27 protein-coding genes and 1 pseudogene are annotated in these 24,455 nt (G+C 68.7%); 14 read left to right on the top strand and 14 right to left on the bottom strand.

Going from position 1 to position 24,455, the window contains the following annotated elements; translation table 11 throughout:
• Nucleotides 1-184: 184 nt before the first annotated feature.
• From FHQ07_RS02175 to FHQ07_RS02165, 3 genes are read right to left on the bottom strand one after another with little or no spacing between them, the layout of a single operon-like run.
• Nucleotides 185-451 carry a hypothetical protein gene (locus tag FHQ07_RS02175; RefSeq protein WP_139715135.1) on the bottom strand — a complete coding sequence of 89 codons (267 nt, stop codon included), beginning with the start codon at nucleotides 449-451 and terminating at the stop codon, nucleotides 185-187.
• The gene (locus FHQ07_RS02170) at nucleotides 448-1,752 is read right to left on the bottom strand and encodes a TFIIB-type zinc ribbon-containing protein (protein WP_139715134.1); all 1,305 of its coding nucleotides are present in this window, start codon (nucleotides 1,750-1,752) and stop codon (nucleotides 448-450) included. Before FHQ07_RS02170 ends, FHQ07_RS02175 begins: the two co-directional genes overlap by 4 nt.
• Before the next feature lie 21 nt (nucleotides 1,753-1,773).
• A complete protein-coding gene (locus FHQ07_RS02165; RefSeq protein WP_139715133.1) occupies nucleotides 1,774-2,922 on the bottom strand; it encodes an SPFH domain-containing protein in 1,149 nt (382 codons plus the stop codon).
• A 226-nt stretch (nucleotides 2,923-3,148) separates the two neighbouring features.
• On the opposite strand from FHQ07_RS02165, the gene FHQ07_RS02160 reads away from it, so the two are divergent.
• A complete protein-coding gene (locus tag FHQ07_RS02160) occupies nucleotides 3,149-4,234 on the top strand; it encodes a DNA glycosylase AlkZ-like family protein (RefSeq protein WP_139715132.1) in 1,086 nt (361 codons plus the stop codon).
• 21 nt (nucleotides 4,235-4,255) lie between these two features.
• Here the strand turns inward: FHQ07_RS02160 and trmY are convergent, their stop codons facing one another.
• On the bottom strand, nucleotides 4,256-4,864 hold the full coding sequence (gene trmY / locus FHQ07_RS02155) for a tRNA (pseudouridine(54)-N(1))-methyltransferase TrmY (RefSeq protein WP_139715131.1): 609 nt from the start codon (nucleotides 4,862-4,864) through the stop codon (nucleotides 4,256-4,258).
• Between the two features lie 112 nt (nucleotides 4,865-4,976).
• Entirely contained in the window at nucleotides 4,977-6,503 is a 1,527-nt protein-coding gene (locus FHQ07_RS02150; protein WP_139715130.1) for a lipase family alpha/beta hydrolase, read from the bottom strand.
• A gap of 100 nt (nucleotides 6,504-6,603) precedes the next feature.
• Here FHQ07_RS02150 and FHQ07_RS02145 point away from each other — a divergent pair, with 100 nt between their 5' ends.
• The gene (locus FHQ07_RS02145) at nucleotides 6,604-6,969 is read left to right on the top strand and encodes a DUF6164 family protein (protein WP_139715129.1); all 366 of its coding nucleotides are present in this window, start codon (nucleotides 6,604-6,606) and stop codon (nucleotides 6,967-6,969) included.
• Nucleotides 6,970-7,003: 34 nt separating this feature from the next.
• Here the strand turns inward: FHQ07_RS02145 and FHQ07_RS02140 are convergent, their stop codons facing one another.
• Both FHQ07_RS02140 and FHQ07_RS02135 read right to left on the bottom strand, forming a co-directional pair.
• Nucleotides 7,004-7,651, bottom strand: coding sequence for a glutathione S-transferase family protein (locus FHQ07_RS02140; RefSeq protein WP_139715128.1), 648 nt, complete (start codon nucleotides 7,649-7,651; stop codon nucleotides 7,004-7,006).
• Nucleotides 7,652-7,741: 90 nt separating this feature from the next.
• On the bottom strand, nucleotides 7,742-8,362 hold the full coding sequence (locus FHQ07_RS02135; RefSeq protein WP_139715127.1) for a hypothetical protein: 621 nt from the start codon (nucleotides 8,360-8,362) through the stop codon (nucleotides 7,742-7,744).
• Nucleotides 8,363-8,524: 162 nt separating this feature from the next.
• Between FHQ07_RS02135 and FHQ07_RS02130 the strand changes: the two genes are divergently transcribed.
• The gene (locus tag FHQ07_RS02130; RefSeq protein WP_139715126.1) at nucleotides 8,525-8,995 is read left to right on the top strand and encodes a YehS family protein; all 471 of its coding nucleotides are present in this window, start codon (nucleotides 8,525-8,527) and stop codon (nucleotides 8,993-8,995) included.
• Nucleotides 8,996-9,001: 6 nt separating this feature from the next.
• On the opposite strand, the gene FHQ07_RS02125 is transcribed toward FHQ07_RS02130, so the two are convergent.
• Entirely contained in the window at nucleotides 9,002-9,736 is a 735-nt protein-coding gene (locus FHQ07_RS02125) for an rRNA pseudouridine synthase (RefSeq protein WP_139715125.1), read from the bottom strand.
• A 109-nt stretch (nucleotides 9,737-9,845) separates the two neighbouring features.
• Between FHQ07_RS02125 and FHQ07_RS02120 the strand changes: the two genes are divergently transcribed.
• Nucleotides 9,846-10,703 (top strand): PA4780 family RIO1-like protein kinase, encoded by an 858-nt coding sequence (locus FHQ07_RS02120; RefSeq protein ID WP_139715124.1) that lies wholly within the window; start codon nucleotides 9,846-9,848, stop codon nucleotides 10,701-10,703.
• Between the two features lie 56 nt (nucleotides 10,704-10,759).
• The gene (locus tag FHQ07_RS02115) at nucleotides 10,760-11,257 is read left to right on the top strand and encodes a DUF1993 domain-containing protein (RefSeq protein WP_240703529.1); all 498 of its coding nucleotides are present in this window, start codon (nucleotides 10,760-10,762) and stop codon (nucleotides 11,255-11,257) included.
• Between the two features lie 49 nt (nucleotides 11,258-11,306).
• Here FHQ07_RS02115 and FHQ07_RS02110 read toward each other — a convergent pair whose 3' ends face one another.
• Nucleotides 11,307-11,786 (bottom strand): VOC family protein, encoded by a 480-nt coding sequence (locus tag FHQ07_RS02110; RefSeq protein WP_139715122.1) that lies wholly within the window; start codon nucleotides 11,784-11,786, stop codon nucleotides 11,307-11,309.
• Between the two features lie 187 nt (nucleotides 11,787-11,973).
• On the opposite strand from FHQ07_RS02110, the gene FHQ07_RS02105 reads away from it, so the two are divergent.
• The 3 genes from FHQ07_RS02105 (at nucleotide 11,974) to FHQ07_RS02095 (ending at nucleotide 13,964) form a co-directional block, all read left to right on the top strand.
• On the top strand, nucleotides 11,974-13,014 hold the full coding sequence (locus tag FHQ07_RS02105; RefSeq protein ID WP_139715121.1) for a S66 peptidase family protein: 1,041 nt from the start codon (nucleotides 11,974-11,976) through the stop codon (nucleotides 13,012-13,014).
• A 110-nt stretch (nucleotides 13,015-13,124) separates the two neighbouring features.
• Complete coding sequence (locus tag FHQ07_RS02100) at nucleotides 13,125-13,451, top strand: DUF3817 domain-containing protein (RefSeq protein WP_139715120.1); 327 nt, start codon at nucleotides 13,125-13,127, stop codon at nucleotides 13,449-13,451.
• Nucleotides 13,452-13,526: 75 nt separating this feature from the next.
• Nucleotides 13,527-13,964, top strand: coding sequence for a hypothetical protein (locus FHQ07_RS02095; RefSeq protein WP_139715119.1), 438 nt, complete (start codon nucleotides 13,527-13,529; stop codon nucleotides 13,962-13,964).
• Nucleotides 13,965-13,988: 24 nt separating this feature from the next.
• Here FHQ07_RS02095 and FHQ07_RS02090 read toward each other — a convergent pair whose 3' ends face one another.
• Nucleotides 13,989-14,651 (bottom strand): glutathione S-transferase family protein, encoded by a 663-nt coding sequence (locus FHQ07_RS02090; RefSeq protein ID WP_139715118.1) that lies wholly within the window; start codon nucleotides 14,649-14,651, stop codon nucleotides 13,989-13,991.
• Nucleotides 14,652-14,825: 174 nt separating this feature from the next.
• Here FHQ07_RS02090 and FHQ07_RS02085 point away from each other — a divergent pair, with 174 nt between their 5' ends.
• From FHQ07_RS02085 to FHQ07_RS02075, 3 genes are all read left to right on the top strand, one after another.
• Nucleotides 14,826-16,358: a serine hydrolase domain-containing protein gene (locus FHQ07_RS02085; RefSeq protein WP_168191440.1), complete on the top strand. Its 1,533-nt coding sequence runs from the start codon at nucleotides 14,826-14,828 to the stop codon at nucleotides 16,356-16,358.
• A 69-nt stretch (nucleotides 16,359-16,427) separates the two neighbouring features.
• On the top strand, nucleotides 16,428-17,321 hold the full coding sequence (locus tag FHQ07_RS02080; protein ID WP_139715116.1) for an acyltransferase: 894 nt from the start codon (nucleotides 16,428-16,430) through the stop codon (nucleotides 17,319-17,321).
• Nucleotides 17,322-17,429: 108 nt separating this feature from the next.
• The gene (locus FHQ07_RS02075) at nucleotides 17,430-17,987 is read left to right on the top strand and encodes a hypothetical protein (RefSeq protein WP_168191439.1); all 558 of its coding nucleotides are present in this window, start codon (nucleotides 17,430-17,432) and stop codon (nucleotides 17,985-17,987) included.
• 20 nt (nucleotides 17,988-18,007) lie between these two features.
• Here FHQ07_RS02075 and FHQ07_RS02070 read toward each other — a convergent pair whose 3' ends face one another.
• The 4 genes from FHQ07_RS02070 to FHQ07_RS02055 form a co-directional block, all read right to left on the bottom strand.
• The gene (locus FHQ07_RS02070) at nucleotides 18,008-18,262 is read right to left on the bottom strand and encodes a hypothetical protein (protein WP_139715115.1); all 255 of its coding nucleotides are present in this window, start codon (nucleotides 18,260-18,262) and stop codon (nucleotides 18,008-18,010) included.
• 11 nt (nucleotides 18,263-18,273) lie between these two features.
• The gene (locus FHQ07_RS02065) at nucleotides 18,274-18,585 is read right to left on the bottom strand and encodes a YkgJ family cysteine cluster protein (RefSeq protein WP_139715114.1); all 312 of its coding nucleotides are present in this window, start codon (nucleotides 18,583-18,585) and stop codon (nucleotides 18,274-18,276) included.
• A gap of 222 nt (nucleotides 18,586-18,807) precedes the next feature.
• Nucleotides 18,808-19,908 (bottom strand): NAD(P)/FAD-dependent oxidoreductase, encoded by a 1,101-nt coding sequence (locus FHQ07_RS02060; RefSeq protein ID WP_139715113.1) that lies wholly within the window; start codon nucleotides 19,906-19,908, stop codon nucleotides 18,808-18,810.
• A 213-nt stretch (nucleotides 19,909-20,121) separates the two neighbouring features.
• A complete protein-coding gene (locus FHQ07_RS02055; protein WP_139715112.1) occupies nucleotides 20,122-20,955 on the bottom strand; it encodes a class I SAM-dependent methyltransferase in 834 nt (277 codons plus the stop codon).
• Nucleotides 20,956-21,023: 68 nt separating this feature from the next.
• Between FHQ07_RS02055 and FHQ07_RS02050 the strand changes: the two are divergent.
• From FHQ07_RS02050 to FHQ07_RS02045, 3 genes and pseudogenes are all read left to right on the top strand, one after another.
• Nucleotides 21,024-21,941, top strand: a pseudogene (locus FHQ07_RS02050) (M14 family metallopeptidase); the annotation flags it as partial.
• 30 nt (nucleotides 21,942-21,971) lie between these two features.
• Nucleotides 21,972-22,286, top strand: a complete 315-nt coding sequence (locus FHQ07_RS14440) for a RidA family protein (RefSeq protein WP_206202368.1) — start codon at nucleotides 21,972-21,974, stop codon at nucleotides 22,284-22,286.
• A 74-nt stretch (nucleotides 22,287-22,360) separates the two neighbouring features.
• Complete coding sequence (locus FHQ07_RS02045) at nucleotides 22,361-24,406, top strand: M13 family metallopeptidase (RefSeq protein WP_139715110.1); 2,046 nt, start codon at nucleotides 22,361-22,363, stop codon at nucleotides 24,404-24,406.
• Nucleotides 24,407-24,455: the final 49 nt, after the last annotated feature.

Below are 24,455 nucleotides of genomic sequence, written 5' to 3'. Positions count from 1 at the left end.
GCCGGGAATGCCTCCCGCAAGCTACGCCGTTTCGCAGGCAAGCAGGCCAGGACGCCCCGGCTCCGCCCGGCCGAACCGGCGTGCGCCGGCCCCCGGCGATCCGGCGGCATTGCGCCGGCAAACAGAAGGGCCGGTGGACATGCGCGACGCGCGCAGGTTCCCCGGCCCCACGACATGTCGGGCATCAGGAAGAGTCGCCGCGGATGCGCTCCACGCGATCGCGGTAGTCGTGGACGTTGTCGTCCTCGATGCGCTTGCTCTGGGTGCCCTTGACCTCGTCGACCTTGCGGTCCTGTTCCGCGCCGGTGACCGGCTTGGCCTCGACCTTGGTCTCGCGCTCGAAGGCATGCGACTTGTCGGTGTTGCGGTAATACCGGTACAGCATCCAGTACAGGCCGGTGGCGCCGGCCGGGCCGAGCAGGAGCAGCCCCAAGCCACCATCGTCGCTCATGACGAATTCCCCACGATCCAGAGTGCAATGCCTTCCAGGAAGGTGCCGACGGTGATCGCCGCCGCGAGCAGCTTCCACTGCTGCACCGGCACGCTGCCCATGGTCTCGCCGGTGCGGCCGTTCACCGCGATGTAGTGCAGCATGCCGCCGTTGCCGCCGGGCTGGTGGTAGGAGTACAGCCACACCGGCAGGTACATCGACACCCAGCGGGTGCCGTGCACGTCCAGGCGTTCGCGTTCCCAGCGCACGCCGCGGTCGTAGCGGTTGACCGAGTCCTCGACCTGCGCGCGCGCGATCGACAGCAACTGGTCCTCCAGCTGCGGGCGCAGTTCCTCGACGTCGAGGTCGCGCTTCTCCGAAGTGATGCCGTTGAGGTAGGACGCGTTCCACTTCACCGCGTTCTTGGTGTCGAACGGCAGGATGGTGTTGATGATGTTGTTGGTGTTGACGCGGGTGTTGAGGTTGCCGCGTTCGCGCGAGGATTCCAGCGGCAGGTCGTCGACGGTGAAATCCACGTGCCGCTGCACCTGGTAGACGTCGGCGTCGTAGTAGGTCTTCTTGTTGTCGTCGCTGCCGCGGGTGTACTCGCGGGTCTTGATCTCGCCATGGCCGGCGACGTCCGCGCTGGCGTTGCCGTCCACGATCATGTACGGCAGGTAGACCGCGACCACGTTCTCCGGGGTGAACTGTTCCTTGAAGGCCTTCAGCGCGAACAGCCGGCGCTTGTCGACGAACTGGCGGATGCGCGCCACCGCGTCGTCCTTCTTGATGTGGAACGGCAGCACCGCGTCCGGCACCGCGCCGTTCGCCACCTGTTCGTTGACGCCGAACACGTGCCGGCACCAGTGGCAGCGCGCGGTCATCGCGGTTTCGGTGTTGACCGTCACCTCCGCGCCGCAGCCGCCGCACTTGAAGCTCATCAGGCTGGCGGCGTCGGCCTGGATGTCGCGCGCGCCGGAGGCGATCACCGTGCCCTTGAGCTGGTCGATGCCCTCGCCGAAGCCGAATTCCTCCTCGACCCGCTGCCCATGCCATTCGTTGCGGCAGAACAGGCAGACCAGCAGATCGGTGCCGGGCCGCTGCTTGATCTCGGTGGAGCCGCATTTCGGGCAGCGGTTGGCGCCGTCCTTCAACTCCTCGGATGCGGTGTCGATGGCGACCGGATCCGGCGCCTGCAGTTCATCGCGGATCGGTTCGGGCAGGCTGGCCGGGTCGACCGGGAAAGTCCCGGGCAACGGCGGCACGTCCCGCGGCGAGCCAGGGCCGGTGGGCGGCACCGGCGGCGGCGTGGTGTTCGACATGGCGGTCTCGCGATGGGTGGCTTACAGGCCCAGCGCCTTGGCCTTGAGCGCGTCGTAGTCCTGCTGGGTGATCAGGCCGAGGTCGAGCATCTCCTTGGCCTTCTTCAACTTGGCGACCGGATCGTCCGCGGCTGGCGCAGCGGGCGCCGCCGGTTGCTGCAGGCCGCCGATGCCCATCATCCCGGTGGCCATGCCCACGCCCATCAGGCCCGCCGCGCCGCCGTTCTCGCCGGCCGACTGGATGCCCTGGGCGACGCTGGCCTGCAGGTTGGAATTGCCGCGCGCGCCGGACAGCGCGTCGGCGCGCTGCACGGTCTTCAGCAGCTCGCGGGTGTTGGCGTCGTATTCGATCGAGACGATGGCGGTCTTGACGATGGCCAGGCCGCGGTCCGACTTCCACTGGTAGCCGTTCTCCACCGCGTCCGACAGGCTCCTGGCGAAGCCGAGCGAATCCTGCTGCAGCTTGCTGATGCGGTTGCCCTTGCCCGGGTCGTTGGTGTACAGGCTGAAGGCCGGTGCCAGCGAGCCCACCACTTCGTTGAACAATTGCGCGGCGGCGGCGTTGTCGAGGTCGGTGAAATCGAACACCTGGCCGGGCTGCAGGTAGCTGGCCGGCACGAAGTTCTTCACGAACAGGATCGGGTCGACGATCTTCAGCGTGTACGAGCCGCGGGTGACCGCGCCGACCTGGGTGTTGAGGAAGCCGTCGTCCCAGTAGATCTCCGACTGGGTGCCGAAGCGGTTGTCCGGCAATTCCTTCAGCGAGACGAAGAACGCCGCCTGCTGCGAACCCGGCTGGCCGCCGAACTTGAAGCGTTCCCAGCTCTGCATGATCAGCGGGCTGACGATGCCGTCGCCGGCGAAGATCGACTTCGAGTTGATGTCGTCCGAGCGCCATTCGTAGCCGCCCGGCTCGGCGACGAAGCCGGTGATCTTGCCGTCCTGGAACAGCAGCAGGCCGTAGCCTTCCGGCACCACGATCTTGGAGCCGTTGCTGATGATGTTGGAGGAGCCGTGGGTATTGGAACCGCGCCCGGCATTGGTGCCCTGCGGCACCGCGGCGAACAGCGCCGCGGTCGACGGCAATCCGGCCGGCACCGTGTAGAAGTCCTTCCACTGGTCGCCCAGCATCCCGCCGACCGCACCCGCCACCGCTTGGATCAGACCCATGACCTTCCTCCGCCATTCGTGGACGGGCGCCGTGCCCGCCATGCTCGTCGAACTATACGTTCCCCGACGGCGGATGAGGCCAGCCCAGACTTGCGTTTCGATGAACGGCGGCGGGGGCGGGCGCGTCGCGGCCGGCCCCGGACCGCGCGCATGCCCGGGATCTGCACCCGCTTGCTAGCCTGCGTTCGAATCGCCCCGTCCCCCTTCCCGCCGACGCCTCCATTCCATGGCCGATCCCACCCTCGATGCGCTGCGCCGCTACGCCATCGCCCGCACGCTGTTCGAGCCGACCACGCTGCCGCGCGCGATCCGGCGCCTGGGCTTCGTGCAGGCCGATCCGATCCGCGCACCGGCGCGCGCGCAGGACCTGACCCTGCGCCACCGGGTCGCGGATTACCGCGCCGGCGACCTGGAACGGCGCTATCCGCGGCTCGCGCTGGAAGAGGATTGCCTGGTCAACTACGGCTTCCTGCCGCGCGAGCATGTCGCCCTGATGCATCCGCGCGAACCGCGCAATGCCTGGGATGCGGCGACCCGCAAGCGCGCCGCCGAGGTGCTGGCCTTCGTCCGCGAGCGCGGGCGGGTGCACCCGCGCGAGGTCGAACGGCATTTCGCCCACGGCCGGGTGCGCAATTACTGGGGCGGATCCAGCAATGCCAGCACCCAACTGCTCGACGGCCTGCACTATCGCGGCCTGCTGCGCGTGCAGCGGCGCGACGGCGGCACCCGGGTCTATGAAGTGGCCGCGCACCCGCCGGCGGACGACAGTCCCGACGGGCGTATGCGTCGCGCCACCGCACTGGTCGGGCTGGTGGTGCGCACGTACGCGCCGCTGCCTGCGGCCAGCCTGACCTACCTGGCGCGCCTGCTCGGGTATGGCGCGCCGCATCTGCAGGCGCAGGTGCAGGCCGCGCTCGGGCATGCGCGCGACTCCCTGCCGAGTTGCCGCATCGATGGCGTCAACTGGTACTGGCCGGCGGGCGAGAACCCGGGTTCCCGCCGCCATGCGGTGGACGACGCCTTGCGCCTGTTGGCGCCGTTCGACCCGGTGGTCTGGGACCGGCGCCGCTTCGAGCTGTTCTGGGGCTGGATCTACAAGTTCGAGGCCTATACGCCGCCGCCCAGGCGCGTGTTCGGCTACTACGCGCTGCCGATGCTGTGGCGGGAGCGGATGATCGGCTGGGCCAATGTCGGCGTGCGCGACGGACGGGTGGAAGCGGACTTCGGCCATGTCGAAGCCGCGCCCAAGGACGCCGCCTTCCGCAACGCGCTGGATGACGAGATGCAGCGCCTGGCCGGATTCCTGTCCTGAGACCGCCAGCCCCGAAACGCGCTAGCCGGCGGGTCCCGGGCGCTGGTCGAGCTCGTGGTGGATCAGCACCACGCATTGCGAGGCGAACAGCATCTTCGATCCCAGCGTCAGCTTCTTCGCGCCCAGCCGTTCCAGGCTGGCGAAGGTCTTTTTCGGCATCGGGATGTGGTCGGTGAGCAGGAAGCAGGGATTGCCCTCGAACGCCTGCTCGCGGATCGGCGCGCCTTTCCGGTCCATCATGAACAACTGGTGGTCGACGGCGAGTTCCTGCACCAGCCGTTCGAAGCTCAGCGTGCGCACGGTCACGCCCGATTCCACCGGCCGCGCCTCTTCCTTGCCCATGCCGCGCGAAGCATCCAGCGCCTTGGCGACCTTGCCCAGCAGCGAGCGCTCGTCGAAGCCGCCGATGTCGTGCATGGCCTCCGGCTCGAAGCGGATCGTCCGCGAGAAATCCTGGGTGCTTTCCAGCACCAGGTAGACCACCACATCCGCGCGATGCGACTGCGCCACGAACACCGCGTTCATCAGCGTGTGCGCGAGGATCTCGGTATGCGCCTCTTGCCCGACCGATGCCAGCAATTTCCGGCTGTCGGTGGGTGCCGCCCGTGCCCGCAGTACGAAAGTGCGCATCTGTGTCCTGGTCGAGTCGCGCTCAAGCACGCCGCTCCGCGCGCAGTCCGTGCATTGTCGCGGGAAAGGCGCGTCGCGAACAGCTCGCGCCGTCGCCGGCGCAGGTTCACGCTCACGCCCACGGCGCCAGCGCGATCTTCAGCTCCGCCTGGAAACCCTTGCTGGAGGCCAGCGGCACCGCGAACACCGATGGCGCCTGTTCGGTGCCGACGATCGCCTTGCCGCCCAGCCGCGCCAGTTCGGCGGCGTTCTTCGGGCCGGTGGCCCAGTGCTCGTCGGCCCAGACGTAGCGCAGCTTCCAGCCGCCGGCATCGTCGCGCTTGGCGAACAGCACCAGGGTGTCGCGGAACAGGTATTCGCCGGGGATGTGCTGTTTCAGGAACAGCGCGCCGTCGATCTCGTAACCGGCGTTGGACACCGCGATCTCGATCGAGAACGCCACTTCGCTGCCGGCCAGGATCTTGGCGCTGTCGAGGAACACCGAGAACAGGACGGGCGACCGCGCGTTGCGGGCCAGCGCACCGCCGGCGTCGAACAGTTCCGAATATTCGCGCCGGACCGCGCTTTCCTGCGCCTTGGTGCGGCTGGTCAGGTCGTAGGTGTAGGCGCCGCGCGGGGCCACCGTGGTTTCGATGTAGTACGACGAGGCGATCTTCTTGCCCTGCGCGCGGGCGCGTTCGATCTCGGGCGGGAAGGGCAGCGCGCCGATGTCCAGCCGGCCGGTGGCGCAGATGTCGCCGAACAGGAAGCGCACCAGGTTCTGGTAGCCCTCCTCGGAATTGACGATGCCGAAGAAACCGCTGTGGCTGCGGTTGACGAAGGCGCGCGGGCCGCCTTCGACGTAGGCGTTCTCGATCCGCACCAGGCCGTCGCTCATCTGCCCGACCGCCAGCGAGGACAGGCCGTGGGCCACGGCGTAGTCGCGGCTGTTGGTGCCGACCAGGCTGAACAGCCGCGAGGGCGGGAAACCGGAATCGCCCAGCGTGTTGACCTTGTCCTTCGGGACCTTGAGGTACTTCGCCATCACCCCGCGGTTGAAGTTGTTCATGTCGTTGAGCGACAAGATGCTGGGCACGTTGATGCCGCCCATCTCGATGCCGTTGTGCGGCGTCGCGTAGGTGAACACCTTGTCCACCATCGCCCGCACTTCGGCGCTCGCGACCTCGGGGTTCTGCAGCAGGCAGCGGCAGATCAGCCCGCCCATCGAATGCGCGACCAGGTACACGCGGAAGGCCTTGCGGTCGGCCTCCACGTTGCCGCAGACGCGGTCGCGCAATTCGGCGATGCGCTGGCCCAGCGCCCTGGCGGCATCCGGGATCGACGGCGCCTTGCCGTCGCCGAAGGCCGGGTCGGCGCTGTCGTAATAGCGATGGATGACGATGCTGCGCGGCGGCAGCTTGCCGGCGTTCTCCGCGCCCGAGGCATAGGTGTCGCGGTAGTCGTAGTCCTTCATCAGCCGCACCAGCGGCGACTCGAACACGAACTTCAGCACGCGTCCGTCCTGCGCCTGGCGGATCTTGGTCGATCCGGCCTCGAAGCCCATGTAGGGGGTGGAGGTGGTCTGCAGGATCTCGTCCCTGGTCATCGCGTAACCGCGGACGTAGATGATCGGGAAGAACGGCCGTTCGATCCTGGGCATGGCGATCCCTCGTGCGTTGCCGGATCCCCCGTCATGGATCCACGCAGTCCGGCGCGCGCACCGGACATCCGCGCCTGTTGCCGCGGCTATCATCGGCGGCATGGCCAAGCTGCTGCTCAACCTGCGCAATGTCCCCGGCGACGAGGCCGACGAGGTGCGCGCGATGCTCGATGCCAATGGCATCGCGTACTACGAAACCAGGCCGGGCCCGTGGAACATCTCGGTCGGCGGGATCTGGGTGAAGGAAGATTCGGCCATCGCCGAGGCCAGGCGGCTGATGGCGGACTACCAGGACCAGCGCGGGATCCGCATGCGCGCCGAACATGCCGCCGCCGTGCGCGACGGGACCGCGGAAACCTTCCGGTCGCAATTGCGCGATGAACCGGTTCGCGTGCTGCTGACCGTGCTGGCGATCGTATGCCTGCTGGGCCTGATGGCGTTGCCGATCCTGCTGTTGAGCCGCTGATCCGCAGCCGGTGCGCGCCGCAACGGCGGCGGATTCAAGTCGCGCCGGCGGCGAACACCGCCAATTGCGCCGCGAATGCGCGTTGGTACGCGGGCCGGCCTTCGCCACGCGCCACGTAGGCGACGAGGTTCGGGTGTTCCTCGAGCATCCCGTGGCCGTCGAGCCGGCGCAGCACCGTCACCATCAGCAGGTCGCCCGCGCTGAACGCGCCATCGAGCCAGTCGGCATCGCCGAGGCGGGCGGACAGCTGGCCGAGCCGGGTGCGCACGCGGTCTTCGAGCATGGGTTGGCGCTGCTCGAACCAGGGCTTGTCGCGTTCGAACAGCTTGGCCATGCCGAATTCGACGATCGGCGGTTCCATCGTATTCAGTGCGGCGAACATCCAGCTGATGGCGCGTGCGCGGGCATCGGCTTGAGCAGGCAGCAAGCCGGGATGGCGCTGCGCGAGGTGGAGGATGATCGCCCCCGACTCGAACAGGGTCAGGTCGCCTTCCTCGTACGTCGGGATCTGCCCGAACGGATTCAGCGCCAGGTGCGCGGGCTGCTTCATCTCTGCGAACGAGAGCAGGCGCACGTCGTAGGCCTGGCCGGTTTCTTCCAGCGCCCAGCGCACGCGCATGTCGCGCGCCAGCCCGCGGCCGCGGTCGGGCGAATGCTGGAAGGCGGTGATGGTCGGGTCCATGGCGGGTTCCTGCGGGGTTCTTGCGTCGCATTCGTGCGACGAACGGGCGGCCGGCGAATCGACGATCGGGCGCGCCGGAGCTGGCCGCGGTCAGGCGGCGATGTGCACGCCGCCGAACACGGCATCGGTGAAGACCAGCTCATGGTCGCCCTCGAACCGCACGCGCAGGCTGTCGTAGTCGCCGGGTTCGAACACGCTGCCGGCGACCACGGCCTTCACCAACGGCGACAGTTCCGGAACCTGGCAGCGGCCGAGGTGCCACATCCGCAGTTCGGCGCGACGCCCGTCGGCGAGGGCGAAGTCGAGGTTGAGCGCGGTGGCGTAATTGCGGTCGAAGCGCAGGCCGAGCCATCGCGCGCCGACCAGGTCGTCGAGGCTGCCGCCGATCGCGGGCGGTTCGATCCGCGGGCGGTCGAAACCGGCATCCTGCGGATCCACGCAGGCGAAGCCGTGGGCGAAGAACCAGTCGGCGAGGGCATGGACCGGTTCCGCATCGTCGACGCCATGCATGGTCCAGTGCAGTTCGTCCGGCGCGATGTGCAGCTCGCCCAGCGGGAAGCGTTCGATGCGGCCCTGCCTGGCATCGCCGATCAATGCCGTTTGCGGATAAGCCGCCTGCAGCGCGTCGAACAAGGCCTCCCTCGCCTTGAGCGACGCCGCCTTCGAACGCGACTTGGGCTTGTAAGGCTTCAGGAACAGGTCGAGGGCCATGGTCGGGGCGGCTGGCGCGGGCGACGTCCCGCGCGTCGCACGTTAATGCAAAGCATGCCGGGACGGGGAATGCGCGGCGGAATCGCGCTGGATCGGCTGGCCCGCGCGCGGGGCGGTTTCGCCACTAAACTGGCCGCCACTTCCAGAACGCATGCCGGATCGATGATCAACAACGACATCCTGCGCAGCATCCGCTACATGCTGGACCTGAGCGACAACAGGCTGATCGAGATCGTCCGCCTGTCGGATCCCGGGTTCGCGATCGACAAGGACGAACTGCGCGGATACCTGCTGAAGGAAGACGAGCCCGGCCACGTCGCCTGCAGCGACCGGGTGATGGCGCATTTCCTCGACGGCCTGGTGATCCACCGCCGCGGCCGCGACGAATCCCTGCCGCCGCGCCCGCTGGAGAAGCGGATCAACAACAACGTGGTGCTGAAGAAGCTGCGGGTGGCGTTCCAGCTCACCGACGTGGACATGCAGCGGGCCTTCGCGGACGCGGGATTCGCGATCTCGAAGCCGGAACTGTCGGCATTGTTCCGCCAGCCGGGACACAAGAACTTCCGCCTGTGCGGCGACCAGCTGCTGCGCAATTTCCTCAAGGGTCTGACGCTGCGCGTGCGCGCCGCCTGAAGCCGGTCAGAACCGTTCGCCGACCGGCAGGTAGCGCCAGGCGCCGACCGGCATCTTCGCCAGCGAGACCTTGCCGATCCGCAGCCGCCGGATCGCGACCACGCCCAGGCCGACCTGCGCGCACATGTCGCGCAGCTGCCCGCCTTGCACGCCCTTGATCGCGAAGCGCAGGCGGACCTCGTTCTGCCAGCTGACCTTGCATGGCGGCAGCGCGCGGCCGTTGTAGTGCAGGCCGTGGTTGAGCTTGCGCAGGCCGTACGGGGCGATCTCGCCGCTGACTTCGACCACGAATTCCTGTTCGATCTCGTCGCCGTCCTCGGTCAGGCGCCGCCACACGCGGCCGTCCTGGGTCAGCACCATCAGCCCGCTGGCCTCGGCATCGAGCGGCACCAGCGGCGTCAGTCGATGGAAATGGCGATCCAGCATGCGCACGCCGGACGGATCCTCGGCCCAGCGCGTCTCCGGCTGCACCAGTCCCGCGGCCGCCTTGCGACCGCTGATGGTGTCGTAGCCCACCGGCTTGTGCAGCAGCACGGTCGCCGGTTCCACGGTTTCCAGCTGCGCGGCCGGATCGATCAGCACGGCTTCGCCCGATACCAGGTGCGCCGGGTCTTCGACCACGCGGCCGTCGACCGACACCCAGCCGCCCTTGATGTACTGCTCTGCTTCCAGCCGCGTGCAACGGGCGAGGTCGGCCACGTGTTTCGCCAATCGAACGGGATGCTGGGCCGGATCGGACATGCGCGCGCGCCACGGGATTCAGGACAGGCAGTGTAACGATCAGGCACTCTGTCGCCCCCGATTTCCCGATGCGCGCGTCCTGTCGCGCCGTCATTCGCCTCGAGATGCCATGAAAACCCCTTCGGGCCTGCAGCCCCTCATCGACGACGGCGTGATCGATGAGGTCATGCGGCCGCTGAAAAGCGGCAAGGAAGCCGCCGTGTACGTGGTGCGCGCCGGCCGCGAGATCCGCTGTGCCAAGGTCTACAAGGACATGGCGCAGCGCAGTTTCCAGCAGCGCGTGCAGTACCAGGAAGGCCGCAAGGTGCGCGGCAGCCGCGAAGCGCGTGCCATCGGCAAGGCCAGCAAGTACGGACGCAAGCAGCAGGAAACCGCCTGGAAGAACGCCGAGGTCGATGCGCTGTACCGGCTGCGCGACGCCGGCGTGCGCGTGCCGGAGCCGCACGGCTATTTCCACGGCGTGCTGGTGATGGAACTGGTGGTCGATGCCGACGGCCATTCCGCGCCGCGGCTGGGCGAGGTCGAGCTGTCGCCGCTGCAGGCACGCGGCTTCCATCGTTTCCTGGTCCACCAGGTGCAGAAGATGCTGTGCATCGGCCTGATCCATGGCGACCTGTCCGAGTACAACGTGCTGGTGGCGCCGGATGGCCCGGTGATCATCGACTTCCCGCAGGTGGTCAGCGCCGCCGGCAACAATGCCGCGCGCACGATGCTGCTGCGCGACGTCAACAACCTCACCGCCAGCCTGGGCGCGTGGGCGCCGGACTTGCTGGACACCTGGTACGGCGAGGAAATGTGGGCGCTGTACGAGGCCGGCGAACTGCATCCGGACAGCGAGCTGACCGGCGTGTTCGTGCACGACGAATCGGCGGTCGATGTCGATGGCGTGCGCCACGCGATCGACGATGCGCGCGAGCAAGCGTTGATCCGCCAGCAGGGCCGCGAAGCCGCGGCGGAAGCCGACTAGCGCGCCGCCGGCGCTACCATGGCGGTTTCCCCAGCGAGATCGCCATGAGCCTTTCCATGCACGCCGCCTCCGTTCCCGTGTTCAAGCAACTGCTCGCCAGCCTGGGCGACCTGCTCGGCAAGGCGGAAGCGCACGCCATCGAGAAGAAGATCGATCCGGCGGTGCTGCTGCAGACCCGGCTGTTCCCCGACATGTTCCCGCTGGTGCGGCAGGTGCAGATCGCCTGCGATTTCGCCAAGAGCGTGCCGGCGCGGCTGGCGGGGGTGGACGTGCCCGCCTATGACGATGCCGAGCAGAGCTTCGCCGAGCTGCAGGCGCGGATTTCCAGGACCGTGGCGTTCATCGACGGGCTCGACGCCGCCGCGTTCGACGGCAGCGAAGATCGCACCATCCTGCTGCGCCCCGGTACGCCGAAGGAGCGCTCGATCAGCGGCCAGGGCTACCTGCTGCACTACGGATTGCCGCAGTTCTTCTTCCACGTCACCACCGCGTACGCGCTGTTGCGCCACAACGGCGTCGAGCTGGGCAAGAAGGATTTCATGGGCGCGTACTGACCGCGGCGCCCCGGCAAAGGCGCGCCTGCCAAGGGCGCGCCCTCGCAACTCAGCCGCGCACCGCGGCCTCGATCGCCGCCACGTCGATCTTGCGCATGGTCATCATCGCGTCGAAGGCGCGTTTGGCCGCTGCCGGATCGTTGCCGGTATAGGCCCTGGTGAGCACGCGCGGGGTGATCTGCCAGTTCAGGCCCCACTTGTCCTTGCACCAGCCGCATCCGCTTTCCTGGCCATCGTTGCCGACGATGGCGTTCCAGTAGCGGTCGGTCTCGGCCTGGTCGTCGGTGGCGATCTGGAACGAGAACGCTTCGCTCTGCTTGAACGCCGGCCCGCCATTGAGGCCGATGCAGGGAATCCCGAACACGGTGAATTCGACGGTCAGCACGTCGCCCTGCTTGCCGGACGGGTAGTCTCCGGGCGCGCGCGTCACCCGGGTCACCGCGCTGTCCGGGAAGGTTTCGGCGTAGAACGTGGCGGCGCCGTATGCGTCGTTGTCGTACCACAGGCAGATGGTGTTCTTCGGGATCATGGCGTTGCTCCTGCATCGTGAACGGACGGGCCCGGCAGTGTGTGCGGGTTCGACTGTATGACGAACCGGCGTAACGGAAATCGACATGCATGAACCGGCTTCCGTGAATGCGCCGGCGCCGGCTGGATTGTTGCGCGTGGGGCGTGGTTGTTAACCTGCAGCGTACGACTTCATCACGGATGGCGGCATGGATCGGCGGCAATTCCTCGGCAGCGCGGCACTGGCCACCTCCTTGCTTCCGCTCGCTGGCACGGCGGGCGCGACGGCATCCGCGCACAAGCGCCTGTTGCCGGCGCCATTGAACAAGGGCGACACCGTGGGACTGGTCAGCCCGTCCTCGGCCAGCGACGACAGTTTCAGCCTGCAGCTCGCGCGCGAGGCGATGGAAGCGCTGGGCTTCAAGGTCAAGGCCGGGCCGCATCTGGCCTCGCGTTACGGCCATCTTGCCGGCACCGATGCGGAACGCGCCGGCGACCTCAACGCGATGTTCGCCGACAGCACGGTCAAGGCCATCGTCTGCGTGCGCGGCGGTTCCGGCGCCGCACGCCTGCTGCCGCTGCTGGATTACGACGCCATCCGCCGCAACCCCAAGGTGCTGTTGGGCTATTCCGACATCACCGCGCTGCACAGCGCCATCCACGCGAAGACCGGGCTGGTGACCTTCCACGGGCAGGTCGGTTCCGGCAGCTGGAATGCGTTCAATGCCGACCAGTTCCGTCGCCTGTTCTTCGACCGCGAATTGATCGAATACCGCAACAAGGCCGAGGCCGGCGACGAACTGGTGCCGCGCCGGAACCGCACCCTCGCCATCCGCGGCGGCAAGGCGCGCGGCGAACTGGTGGGCGGCAACCTCAGCGTGCTGGCCGCGCTGGCCGGCTCGTCCTACCTGCCGGATTTCAACGGCAGGATCCTGTTCCTGGAAGACGTGGGCGAGGCGCCGTACCGCATCGACCGCATGTTCAGCACGCTCAAGCTGATGGGCGCGCTGGACCGGATCGCCGGCTTCATCTTCGGCGAATGCAGCGACTGCAAGCCCGGCGACGGCTACGGCTCGCTCACCCTGGAACAGATCCTCGACGACCACATCGGGCCGTTGAAGATCCCGGCCTATCGCGGCGCCATGATCGGGCACATCCGCGAGCAGTTCATCGTGCCGGTGGGCGGGATGGTCGAACTGGATGCCGACGCCGGCACGTTCCGGCTGTTGGAGCCGGTCTTCCGCGCCTGAGTGCTCGCTTGTGATGGCAAGTTGATCCGGTACGGCCACGCAGACGCGCCCGAGGTTTGCGCCATTCGCCGTTTCAAACACAATGACCGGCCATTGCCACGGAGTTGCCGATGCCCGTCCAACCCTTGTCCGCGAGCGGACGCCTGTATGCGGTCGCCGCGTTCGCCGAAGCCCTGACCTGGACGGGACTGCTGATCGGGATGTGGCTGAAATACGGCGCGGAGGCGACCGACGTCGGCGTGTGGTTGTTCGGGCGCCTGCACGGCGCGGCATTCCTGTTCTACCTGGCGGCCACGTTGGTGACCGCCAGTCGCCTGCGCTGGCCGGGCTGGGCGCTGCTGCTGGGCATGCTGGCGGCGATCCCGCCGCTGGTGACGATGCCGCTGGAATGGTGGTTGCGGCGCAAGGGCCTGCTCTCGGCTGCCGCTGCAGCCTGACCCGGCCACGGACGATGGCCCATCGTCGCCGCCGCCCGCGTTGACAGGGTTACCCCCTCGCGAGGAGTTCGGCAGATGGCCAGGAAGAAAGTCGGAGGCGCCACGCCCACGCCCACCGGGCGTCCGGACGCGACGGTAGGAAAGACCCCGCGACCCACGCTTGCCTCCGGCCCGTTGCAGGTGTCGGCGCAGGGCGCGATCCTCAAGGACGACGACCGCCTGATCATCGTGGTCCGGGTTACCGATGCCGATGGGGTGCCGGTGACCGGCTTGAAGAAGTCCAATTTCCAGCTGTGGCAGATGGCGCACCTGTTCGACCAGTCGACTGGCTTCTTCGTGGTCGAGATCGAGAACCTGCCCGGGCTGGAGGGCCTCTACCACCTGGTGCAGAAGACCTGGTCGGTGGTCGGCAACGGCACCATCCCGTTCTTCGTGCGGGTGGAGAAGGGCAAGCTGCGCAGCGGCAGCGCGCTGACCTTCATCGTCAAGGTGCGCGAGGGACTGGACCTGTAGGCGGCGCTCGCGCTGCGCCCGGCTTCAATCCCGATCCGGCGCGCCCAGCGGGAAATAGCCGCGATACGGCCGCGCCTCGTCCACCGCGCGCTTGAACGACGGCCGTGCCAGCAGCCGTTCGCGATAGGCGTGCACGTTGGCGAAGCGCGGGTCGATCGGGTGCGTCCAGTCGGCGTAGAACAGGAACGGCGCGGCCGCGCAGTCGGCCAGGCTGAAGCCGTCGCCGCAGGCCCAGGTGCGGCTGGCCATGCGCGCATCCAGCCACGCGTACGAAGTCTCGAGCATGGCGCGGGCCTCGCGCACGCCGCAGGGGTCGCGGTCGGCCTCGGCGCGGATGGCATCGAACACGGCTTTCTGCTGCGGGGTGGACACGTAGTTGTCGAAGAAGCGGTCGAGCATGCGCACTTCCAGCGCGGCGTCCGGATCGTCCGGGATCAGCCGCACCGGGCCGGGATGGTGCAGCTGCAGGTATTCGATGATGCAACTCGCCTCCAGCACCGTGCGCTCGCCATCGGCCAGCACCGGGAAGCGCTTCATCGGCCACAGCGCCGCCAGTTCGGCGTTGTTGCCTGCCTGCTCGAGGCTGCGGTAGTCGAACGGGGTGGCGTTCTCGTACAGCGCCACCAGCGCCTTCTGGCAGTAGGACGAGAACGGGTGGGCATACAGGCGCAGGCGGGGGGCAGTCATGGCGGTCTCCGGGCGGGTCCGACTGTACGACGGACGGACGCGGCGGATTTCGACGGGGATGGAACGGGAAGGTTCCGCGCGGCGGCGATGCGGCGGGACCGCGCCGATGCAACGGCATGCGCGCGGCCCGTATCCGTTGCGGACGGGCGGTGTCGCCCGACGCCCGGAGGCATCGTGCCGAAGTCCATCGCCCATACCCCGTTCATGTTGCTCGCGCTGCCGGCTCTCTTGCTGGGCGATGCGCTGGCCGCAACGCCATCGCCGATGCCGAGCGCCGCGCTGCGGCATGTCGATCCTGCGCTGAGCGCGCCGTTCCGCGACGCGGTCGCCGCGGCGATGCGCGTGCCGGGCGGTACCCCGGCGCTGGCGGCGGTCATTGTGCAGGGCGATGCCGCGCCATGGATCGATGTGCAAGGCCGGCCGCGCGCGGACCGCAGCATCGAGGCCGATGCCGATACGCGCTTCTACATCGCCTCGCAGACCAAGTCCTTCATCGGGCTGCTGGCCGCGGTGCTGGATGCGCGCGGCGAATTCCCGTTGTCGAGGACATTGGCGGATGTCTGGCCGGCATTGCAGTTGCCGGCACCGGCCGACCCGCGGCGGATCAGCATGGCCGACCTGCTGTCGCACCAGGAAGGCCTGGCCACCGACACCCTCAATGTCCTCGCCGCGCACGTGCGCGAGGTGCCGGCGGCGGAGTACCCGGCGCTGCTGGCGAGCGAAGTGGCGCCGCGCGCCGCCGGCTTTCGTTACGCGAACATCGGCGACCTCATCTATGGCGCGGCACTGGAAGCCGCGACCGGGCGCCATTGGCGCGATTGGCTCGATGCCGCGGTGCTGCGCCCGCTCGCCCTCGATGGCGTTTCGTCGCGCTCCTCGACGGTTCCCGAGGCGCAGCTGGGCTGGAACCACCAGTGGGACGGCTCGCAGTGGCGCGCGCTGAGGCCGAAGCCGGATGCGCTGATGCATGCGGCAGGCGGCCTGCTGGCATCGCCGAACGCGATGGCGCGCTGGATGCAGGCCAACCTCGGCATCGGCGATGCCGGCCATGCATTGCCCGCCGGCGCATGGCAGCGTTCGCAGCGGCCGATCGCGCAATCGAAGCTCGCCGACGGCGAGATCGACTGCAATGGCTACAGCCTGGGCTGGTACACCTGCAGTTATCGCGGACAGACCGCGCTGATGCACCCGGGTGCGTACGACGGCGCGGTGTCGGTGACGGTGCTGGTGCCGTCGGCGCGCGCGGGCCTGTCGTTGGCGGCCAACAGCGACAGCGCGATGGAAGGCCTGCAACTGGCGATGATCAAGGCCTTCATCGGCCTTGCGACCGGCCAGCCCGGCGAAACCGGGCGCTTGCGCAAGGCATTGGCGGGATATCCGGCCAATGTCCAAGCCAAGGCCGCCAAGCGCCGTGCCGCCATCGAACAGGATCGCGCCGATCCGCAATGGGGCGGCTGGCGCTGGCGAGCGGATGCGGCCAGCCTGCGCGCCTGCACGGGGCGCTACGCCAACGCGCTGTACGGCGAGATGCGGGTGGTGCAGGACGACACGGGCCTGGTCGCCGACGTCGGTGCCTTGGCGATGCGGCTGGAACCCGCGCAACCGGGCCTGTTCGGCGCATCGACTTCGGCGCTGGAACCGCCGGAACCGCTGCGTTGCGATCGCGGCCGGATCGGCTGGCGTGGACAGGCGTTCGTCAGGCAATAGCCGCGCAGGGTGACGCGACCCGCGTTTCCCCCGGACAATGGCGCGTCATCCGATGCCTGCCATGGTGCCATGCTGCCGTTGCGACTGTTCCTGCTGTCCCTGTTGATCGCCGCCAGCACGGTGCTGCACGTGCTGCCGCTGCTGCTGGTCGCGCTGCTCAAGGCGCTGCTGCCTTCCGAACGCCTGCGGCGGGCCTGCAACGGCGTGCTGACCGGGATGGCGGAAAGCTGGATCGGGGTCAACGGCTGGATGTGGGACCGCTTCACCCAGACCCGGATCGACCTCGGCGAGGACGCGCCGTTGGCCAGGAACGGCCATTACCTGGTGCTGGCCAACCACCAGAGCTGGGTCGATATCCTGGTCTTGCAGAAGGTGTTCAACCGGCGCATCCCGTTCATGCGCTTCTTCCTGAAGCGCCAGCTGATCTGGGTGCCGCTGCTCGGCTTGGCATGGTGGGCGCTGGACTTCCCGTTCATGGGCCGCTACACGCCGAAGCAGATCGCGAAGCGTCCGGAACTGGCCGGTCGCGACATCGAATCCACCCGCCGCGCCTGCGAGAAATTCCGCGCGCTGCCGGTGGCGATCATGAATTTCGTCGAAGGCACGCGCTTCACCCCGGCCAAGCATGCGGCGCAGGGCGCGCCGTATCGCCGCCTGCTGAAGCCGAAGTCGGGCGGCGTGGCGTTCGTGCTGGACGCGATGGGCGATGGCCTGCACGCGATCCTGGACGTGAGCATCGCCTATCCGGGCGGATCGCCGACGCTGCTCGACCTGCTGTCCGACCGCATTCCCGAAGTCCGCGTGCGGGTGCGCCAACGCGCGATCCCCGACGAGATCCTGCGCGGCGACTACCAGCACGACCGGGCCTTCCGCGCCCGTTTCCAGCAGTGGATGAACGCGCTGTGGAGCGAGAAGGATGCGGAACTCGCGACGCTGCTGGGGGACGACGCGCCCCGCGCCTGAGCGGCGCGACTTCGTTTCCGCTTCACGCAAGGCCCACCGCATGCTCACCCGGCCGCGGCAAGCTGGCCGCCACCACATCAATGCGGGGACAGGGCGATGACCGGATCCATGGCAATCGGCAACGGCGGGCGCGGCAATCGCCTGCGGCCATTCGTGTGGGGCGCGGCGGGCGGCCTGCTGCTGTTGCCGGCGCTGGCGATGCAATTCTTCCCGCAGGGCGGGGTGAACTGGACCGGCCTGGATTTCCTGGTGATGGGCGCGATGCTGGCCGGCGCCTGCGGGCTGTACGAACTCGGCGCCTGGTTGAGCGGCAATACCGCCTATCGCGCGGGTTTCGGCCTGGCGGCGCTGGCCGCATTCCTCACCGTCTGGGCCAACCTGGCGGTGGGCATGCTCGGCAGCGAGCACGACCCGGTCAACCTGCTGTTCGCCGGCGTGTTGCTGGTCGCGTTGGCGGGCGCATTGATCGCCGGCCCCCAGCCGCGCGGCATGGCGCGGGCAATGGCGGCGACCGCGATCGCGCAATTGCTGGCGGTCGGCGTGGGTCTGGCGATGGGCGGATTCGAACCGCGCGAACTCGCGCTCAGCGCGCTGTTCGCAGTGCCATGGCTGCTGTCGGCGGCCTTGTTCGGCAAGTCGGCGCGGGACCAGGCGCGCGCCACCTAGCATCGAAGGCGCGCGCCGGATCAGCGCCGCGGCTTGGCGGGTGACGTGGGCGGGGCGTCGTCCGCATCGGGGCCGATCTTCTTCAGGCTGCGGGTCACGCCGAGGACTTCGATCTTGCCGCCGGCCTTGCGGAAATCCTCGAGGTCGGCGGCGATGCGTTCGTGGGTGATCGCGCTGCGGTCGATCGGCTTGCGCGACGGGAATAGATGGGTGGTCTTCGACGGCGGTAGGGCGGATGGCGCGGGCGTCGCGGCCGGTTTCTTCGGACGTGGCATGGCACCTCCCTTCAATACATCGTGAGCGGGATGCCGCGGGCGTTGCGGTCGGCGTAGTCGGCGCGCACCTCGCGGCAGTACCGCCCGCCCATCTCGAACTTGCGGCAGATCGCCGGGCGCTGCTGGTAGATCGAGCAGCACATCCGTCCCTGGTCGATCGCCACGCACCAGCCGTCCTCGTCGCGCGCCATCACCTCGACGCCGTGCTCGTTGAAGGCGGTGAAGCGCGGCGGCACGTCGTCTTCGGCCATCAGCACCACGGTCAGCCGGCAACACACGGCGTCGCAGCGATCGCAACTTGGCGAATCGGTCCGCGGATTCATGCGCTGGCCCGATGATGGCCGCGTGGCGGCTGGTCGCGGATGAGGGGGTGGCGATGACCCGGCATTGGCGCTCCCTTTGGGGGCGTCACCCCGGCGAAGGGGTGGTGACGCATGGGGGGAAGCGCAGCGAGCGACCATGCAAGCGGTCGGACGGGACGCACGTGTGGAGCACGGTGCAGGGCCATCCTACGCCATGCGCCTGCTTGCCGCGTGAGCGCGGAATCACGCCCTGCGCTTGTGGAAATACACCTGCTCCGCGGCCCAGCGCAACGGCGGCGAATGCAGCAGCAGGTCGAACGGCCAGTCGAACTGCAGGCGGTCGTAAGCCCAGCGCAGGGCGCGCTTGGCGCGGAAGCGCGGCGCGGCATCGATCGCCGCCTGTTCCGCCGGCGGCCCGCCATCGCGCAGCTGCGCGGCGATGGCGCGGCCGACCGCCCAGCCATGCTCCCATGCGGCATGGATGCCGCCGGCGGTCACCGGCGAGACGATCCCGGCGGCGTCGCCGGTGAGGATCGCGCGGTCGCGGGCCAGGCCGGCCACCGGCCCGCTGCAGGGAATCAGGCCGGCGCGGGTATGCCCGGGCTTCAGATGGCGAGGCAGCCCGCCCGCCATGCCCGCGCGCAGCAGGAAGCCGTCGATGTCCGGCACCCGCGCGTTCGCCGGGTCGTGGCGCAAGGCCAGCCCGGCCTGCACGCCGCCGGGGTTCTGCGCCAGCCAGCCGATGTAGCCCGGTGCGTAGCGCTTGCTGATGAAGCAGTGCAGGGCGTCGGGGTCGGCCAGCTTCGCGCCGGGGAATTCGTATTCGATGCCGTACAGGAACTGGCGTACTTCGCCCAGGCCGCAGCGCCGCGCCACCCGCGAACGCGCGCCATCGGCGCCGACCAGGTAGCGCGTGCTGCCCGCGGCCTGCACCTGCCAGCCATCGGCGATGCGTTCGGCATCGGTGAACGCGCAGTCCAGCCGCAGGTCGACGCCGTGCGCGCGCAACTCCTGCGCCAGCCAGCGCATCACCGCGGGCGTGTCGGTGGTGAGGAAGTAGTAGCCGGGCGCGGCCAGCGCGACCTGCCTGAGGCTGGGTGCGTACAGCCGCACCGATTCGATGCGCCGGGTCATCGCCGCGGGCAGGCGGTGCAGCAGGGTGTGCTCGGCCGCTTCCTTGACGATGATGCCGGTGGTGCGCAGCTTGTCGCCGGGGTCGCGCTTGCGTTCCAGCACGCATACGCGCAAGCCGCGCTGGGCGGCGGCGAGCGCGCAGGCGGCACCGGCGAAACTGGCGCCGACGATGACCACGTCGAAGTCGAAACCCTGGCTTGCGTCGTGCATGCGGCATCCGGCCGGTGGAATGCCGGCCACGATGCGCCGCCGGCGCGAACCGGCGATGGCGCGACGGTGAAGCGGGCTTGAAGTCGCCTGCGTCAGCCGGCCTTCGCCGCGGGTTGCGCGCCTTGCGGCGGCGCTGCCGGGAATTCGGTCGTGGCCGGGACGCTGCGCAGCAGCTTCGACCGATACATGCCGTTGAACACGTCGCAGCGGCGATCAGCGGCGGACGGCCAGCACGCCGTCCAGCGCCAGTTCCGCCCTGAAGCCGGCTTTTTCCAGCCGCCTGGCCACCTCGCGCGGAACGTCGCGCCCGCTGGTCAGCCGGTTCGGCGAGCCGGTGTAATGGAACAGGCGGCCAGCACGCTTGAGCACGCGCGCGAGCTGGTCGTAGAACGCCTGCGAATACAGCTCGCCGGCGATGCCGAAACGCGGCGGATCGTGCAGCAGGGCATCGAAGCCGGCATCGGGCAACCCGGCGATGGCCTGCGAGACGTCGCCATGGGTCAGTTGCAAGCGCCCGCCGCTGGCACCCGGATCCGGCGACCAAGGATTGAGCGTGCGCAGCCACAGCACGTCTTCGTTCTTCTCGAACGACTGGATCTTCGCCACGCCGGCATCGAGGCAGCACGCCGCGAAATAACCAAGGCCGCCGCAGGTGTCCAGCACGGTCTTGCCCGCGGGCTGGACCAGCGCCACCTTGCGCCGCGCGTCGTCCAGCGGCGATTCCTTCGAGGTGGGCAGCATCTTGATGCCGTCGATCTCGAAGGTCGGCACGTCCCACTCGGTCGGCACCAGCTTGATCAGCTTGCCCGCGTAGCGCGACACCGGCGCGAATGCGTCGCCGTCCCACCAGTAGATCGTGCGCTCCTTGAGCTTGCCGGGATACGGATAGCGCACGTCGTTCCATTCCCAGCCGTCGCCGGAAAGCGTGGCCGTGCCGGTGCCTCGGCCAAGATCCAGCGAACCGCTCCATGCCGGCAGGCCGGCGTCGCGCGCGGCGAGCAGGGCATCGAAAACGGGTGTCGTCAGCAGCGGGCCGCGGTAGCGCATGCGCGGATTATCGGCGCATGCGCCGCAAGTGCGAAAATGCCGGTCACCCACGTGCGAGGAAGGCAGCGATGACCACGGCGAAGTTCTATCCCATCGGCACCCCCGGTACGCCCTGGGGCGATGCCGAAAAGGCGCAGTGGCGCGCCGTGCAGGCGAAGCGGCGCAGCTATGCCGACGAGGTGGCGGCGAAGATCGACGCGCTGCGCGACCGTTTCGACGTGCAGCAGTACGCGAGCTTCGATTGCGCGCCGGACGGCACGTATCCGGCCTTCGCATTGCGCAGCCGCGACTGGAACGACGCCCTGCCGGTCGCCGTGGTCACCGGCGGCGTGCACGGCTACGAGACCAGCGGCGTGCACGGCGCGCTGCAGTTCGCGCAGCGGCATGCGGGCGATTACGCCGGCAAGTGCAACCTGCTGGTCGTGCCCTGCGTGTCGCCCTGGGCCTACGAGCGGATCAACCGCTGGAACGCGCAGGCGCTGGACCCGAACCGCAATTTCCGCGCAGGCAGCCCGGCGCAGGAATCGGCGGCGCTGTGGAACCTGTTGCAGCCGCTGCAGGGCAAGATCCTGGTCCATATCGACCTGCACGAAACCACCGACAGCGACGAATCCGAATTCCGCCCCGCGCTGGCCGCGCGCGACGGCAAGCCGTTCGAGCCGGGCACCATCCCCGACGGCTTCTACCTGTGCGCCGACAGCGCGCGCCCGCAGCCGGCGTTCCAGCGGGCGGTCAATGCCGAGGTGGCGCGGGTGACGCATATCGCGCCCGCCGATCCGGATGGCACGATCATCGGCTCGCCGGTGGTCGCGCCGGGCGTGATCGAATACGACTGCCGCGCGCTGGGCCTGTGCGCCGGCATCACCGATGCGCGCTACGTGACCACGACCGAGGTCTATCCCGACAGCCCGCGCGCCTCGCCGCAGCAATGCAACGATGCGCAGGCCGCCGCGGTGCGCGCGGCGCTGGACTTCGCGCTTGCGAACGCGATCCAGCGGATCGACGCCGGCCCGCGCATGTCCGAGGCCAGCATCCACGGCGGCATCGCCTACCTGGCGGGGCAGGTGCCGCTCACCCCGGATGCGGACATCGAAACCCAGACCCGCGAGGTGCTGGCCGAGATCGACGAGCTGCTGGCCAAGTGCGGCAGCGACAAGACCCGGATCCTGCGCGCGCAGATCTTCCTCGCCGACATCGCCGATTTCGCCGGCATGAACCGCGCCTGGGACGCGTGGGTGGCGGCCGGCAATGCGCCCGCGCGCGCCACCGTGGAAGCGAAGTTGGCGAACCCGGCGTGGAAGGTCGAGATCGTGGTGACCGCCGCGGTCTGAAGGCAACCAACGGCACAGGCCGGCCCATCGCGTGCCGGCTATGCTCGGGCTTCCTGTTCCCTCGGAAGTCCCCGATGAAGCGTTCCCTGCTTGGTCTCGGCATTGCCTTCGGCATTGCCGCGTTTTCCACCGCCGCCGCCGACAAGCCGCAACTGGGCCGCTTCGGCGTGGACCTGTCCGCGCGCGACGCCTCGGTGAAGCCGGGCGACGATTTCAACCGTTACGCCAGCGGCCACTGGATCGACACCTATGCGTTGAAGGATTACGAGACCAGCTACGGTTCGTTCAACCAGTTGCGCGACCGCGCCGAGGACCAGGTGCACGGCCTGGTCGACGGGCTGGCGCACAAGCCCGGCATCGCGCCGGGCAGCAACGACCAGAAGGTGCGCGACTACTACGCGAGCTTCATGGATCGCGCCACCCGCGATGCCGCCGGGATCGCGCCGCTGCAGCCGGTCCTCGACCGCATCGCCGCGATCAGGAGCAAGGGCGACCTGGTCGCCGCGTTCGCCAACAGCGACCTGGACGGCAGCAGCGCGCCGCTGGGGCTGGGCGTGTCGATCGACCGCAAGGACCCGAACCGGTACCTGGTCTCGCTGGGCGTGGGCGGACTCGGCCTGCCGGACCGCGATTACTACCTCAACCCCGACGCGCGCTTCGCCAAGATCCGCGAGGCCTATGTCGCGCACATCCAACGCATGCTGGGCTTCGCCGGGGTGACCGGCGCCGACGCGGCGCAACGCGCGCAGGACATCCTCGCGCTTGAAACCAGGCTGGCCAAGCCGCAGTGGGAGCGGGCCAAGCTGCGCGACCGCGACAAGACCTACAACGTGGTGAGCTTCGCGGAATTGCAGCAGAACTATCCCGGCTTCGACTGGAGCGCGTGGCTGGCCGCCAACCAGATGCCGAAGCCGGACCGCGTCAACGTCGTCACCCCGGACGCGGTGCAGCCGGTGCTGGACGTGGTCGATGCGACGCCGCTGCCGACCTGGCAGGACTATCTGCGCTTCCACGCCATCGACGGCAATGCGGACCTGCTGAGCAGGCAGATCGACGAAGCCTCGTTCGAGTTCAACGGCAAGGTGCTCAGCGGCCAGAAGGCGCAGCGCGACGACTGGAAGCGCGCGGTGGCGCTGGTGGGCAGCGGCGGCGGCCTGGGCGATGCAGTGGGCGAGTTGTACGTGGCGCGCTATTTCAAGCCGGAAGCCAAGCAGGCGATGGACCAGCTGGTGGAAAACCTGCGCGCCGCGCTGCGCCAGAACATCGAGACGCTCGACTGGATGGGCGAGGCGACCAAGGCCGAGGCCTACCGCAAGCTCTCGACGTTCCGCCCGAAGATCGGCTATCCGTCGAAGTGGAAGGACTATTCCAGCGTGTCCATTTCGCCCAAGGACCTGCTGGGCAATGCGATCGCGCTGCGCAAGTACAACCGCGCCGACGAGAACCGCCGCATCGGCCAGAAGACCGACCGCGAGGAATGGGGCATGACCCCGCAGACGGTCAATGCCTACTACAACGCCAGCTTCAACGAGATCGTGTTCCCGGCGGCGATCCTGCAGCCGCCGTTCTTCGACGTGAACGCCGACGCGGCGGTGAACTACGGCGCGATCGGCGCGGTGATCGGCCACGAGATGGGCCACGGCTTCGACGACCAGGGCAGCAAGTCGGACGCCGACGGGATCCAGCGCAACTGGTGGACCGACGAGGATCGCGCGCGCTTCGAGCAGCGCACCAAGGCCCTGGGCGCGCAGTACGACAGCTACTGCCCGCTGGACGGCCAGTGCGTGAACGGCGCGCTGACCATGGGCGAGAATCTGGGCGACCTGGGCGGCATTTCGATGGCCTACACCGCCTACCGGCTGAGCCTGAAGGGCAAGCCCGCGCCGGTGATCGACGGCCTCAGCGGCGACCAGCGTTTCTTCCTGGCCTGGGCGCAGGTGTGGAAGGGCAAGTACCGCGACGAATCGCTGCTGACCCTGATCAAGACCAACCCGCATTCGCCGGTGATGTACCGCGCCAACGGCCCGCTGCGCAATTTCGATCCCTGGTACAAGGCGTTCGAGGTCAAGGCCGGCGAGAAGATGTACCTGGCGCCGGAACAGCGCGTGCGCATCTGGTAAGTGCGTTCCGCTGGTGCACGCGATGAGGGAGCCGCCATGCGGCTCCCTT

It is taken from the genome of Thermomonas aquatica (assembly GCF_006337105.1).
GTDB lineage: Bacteria > Pseudomonadota > Gammaproteobacteria > Xanthomonadales > Xanthomonadaceae > Thermomonas > Thermomonas aquatica.
This window is presented reverse-complemented; position numbering and strand designations above follow the sequence as displayed.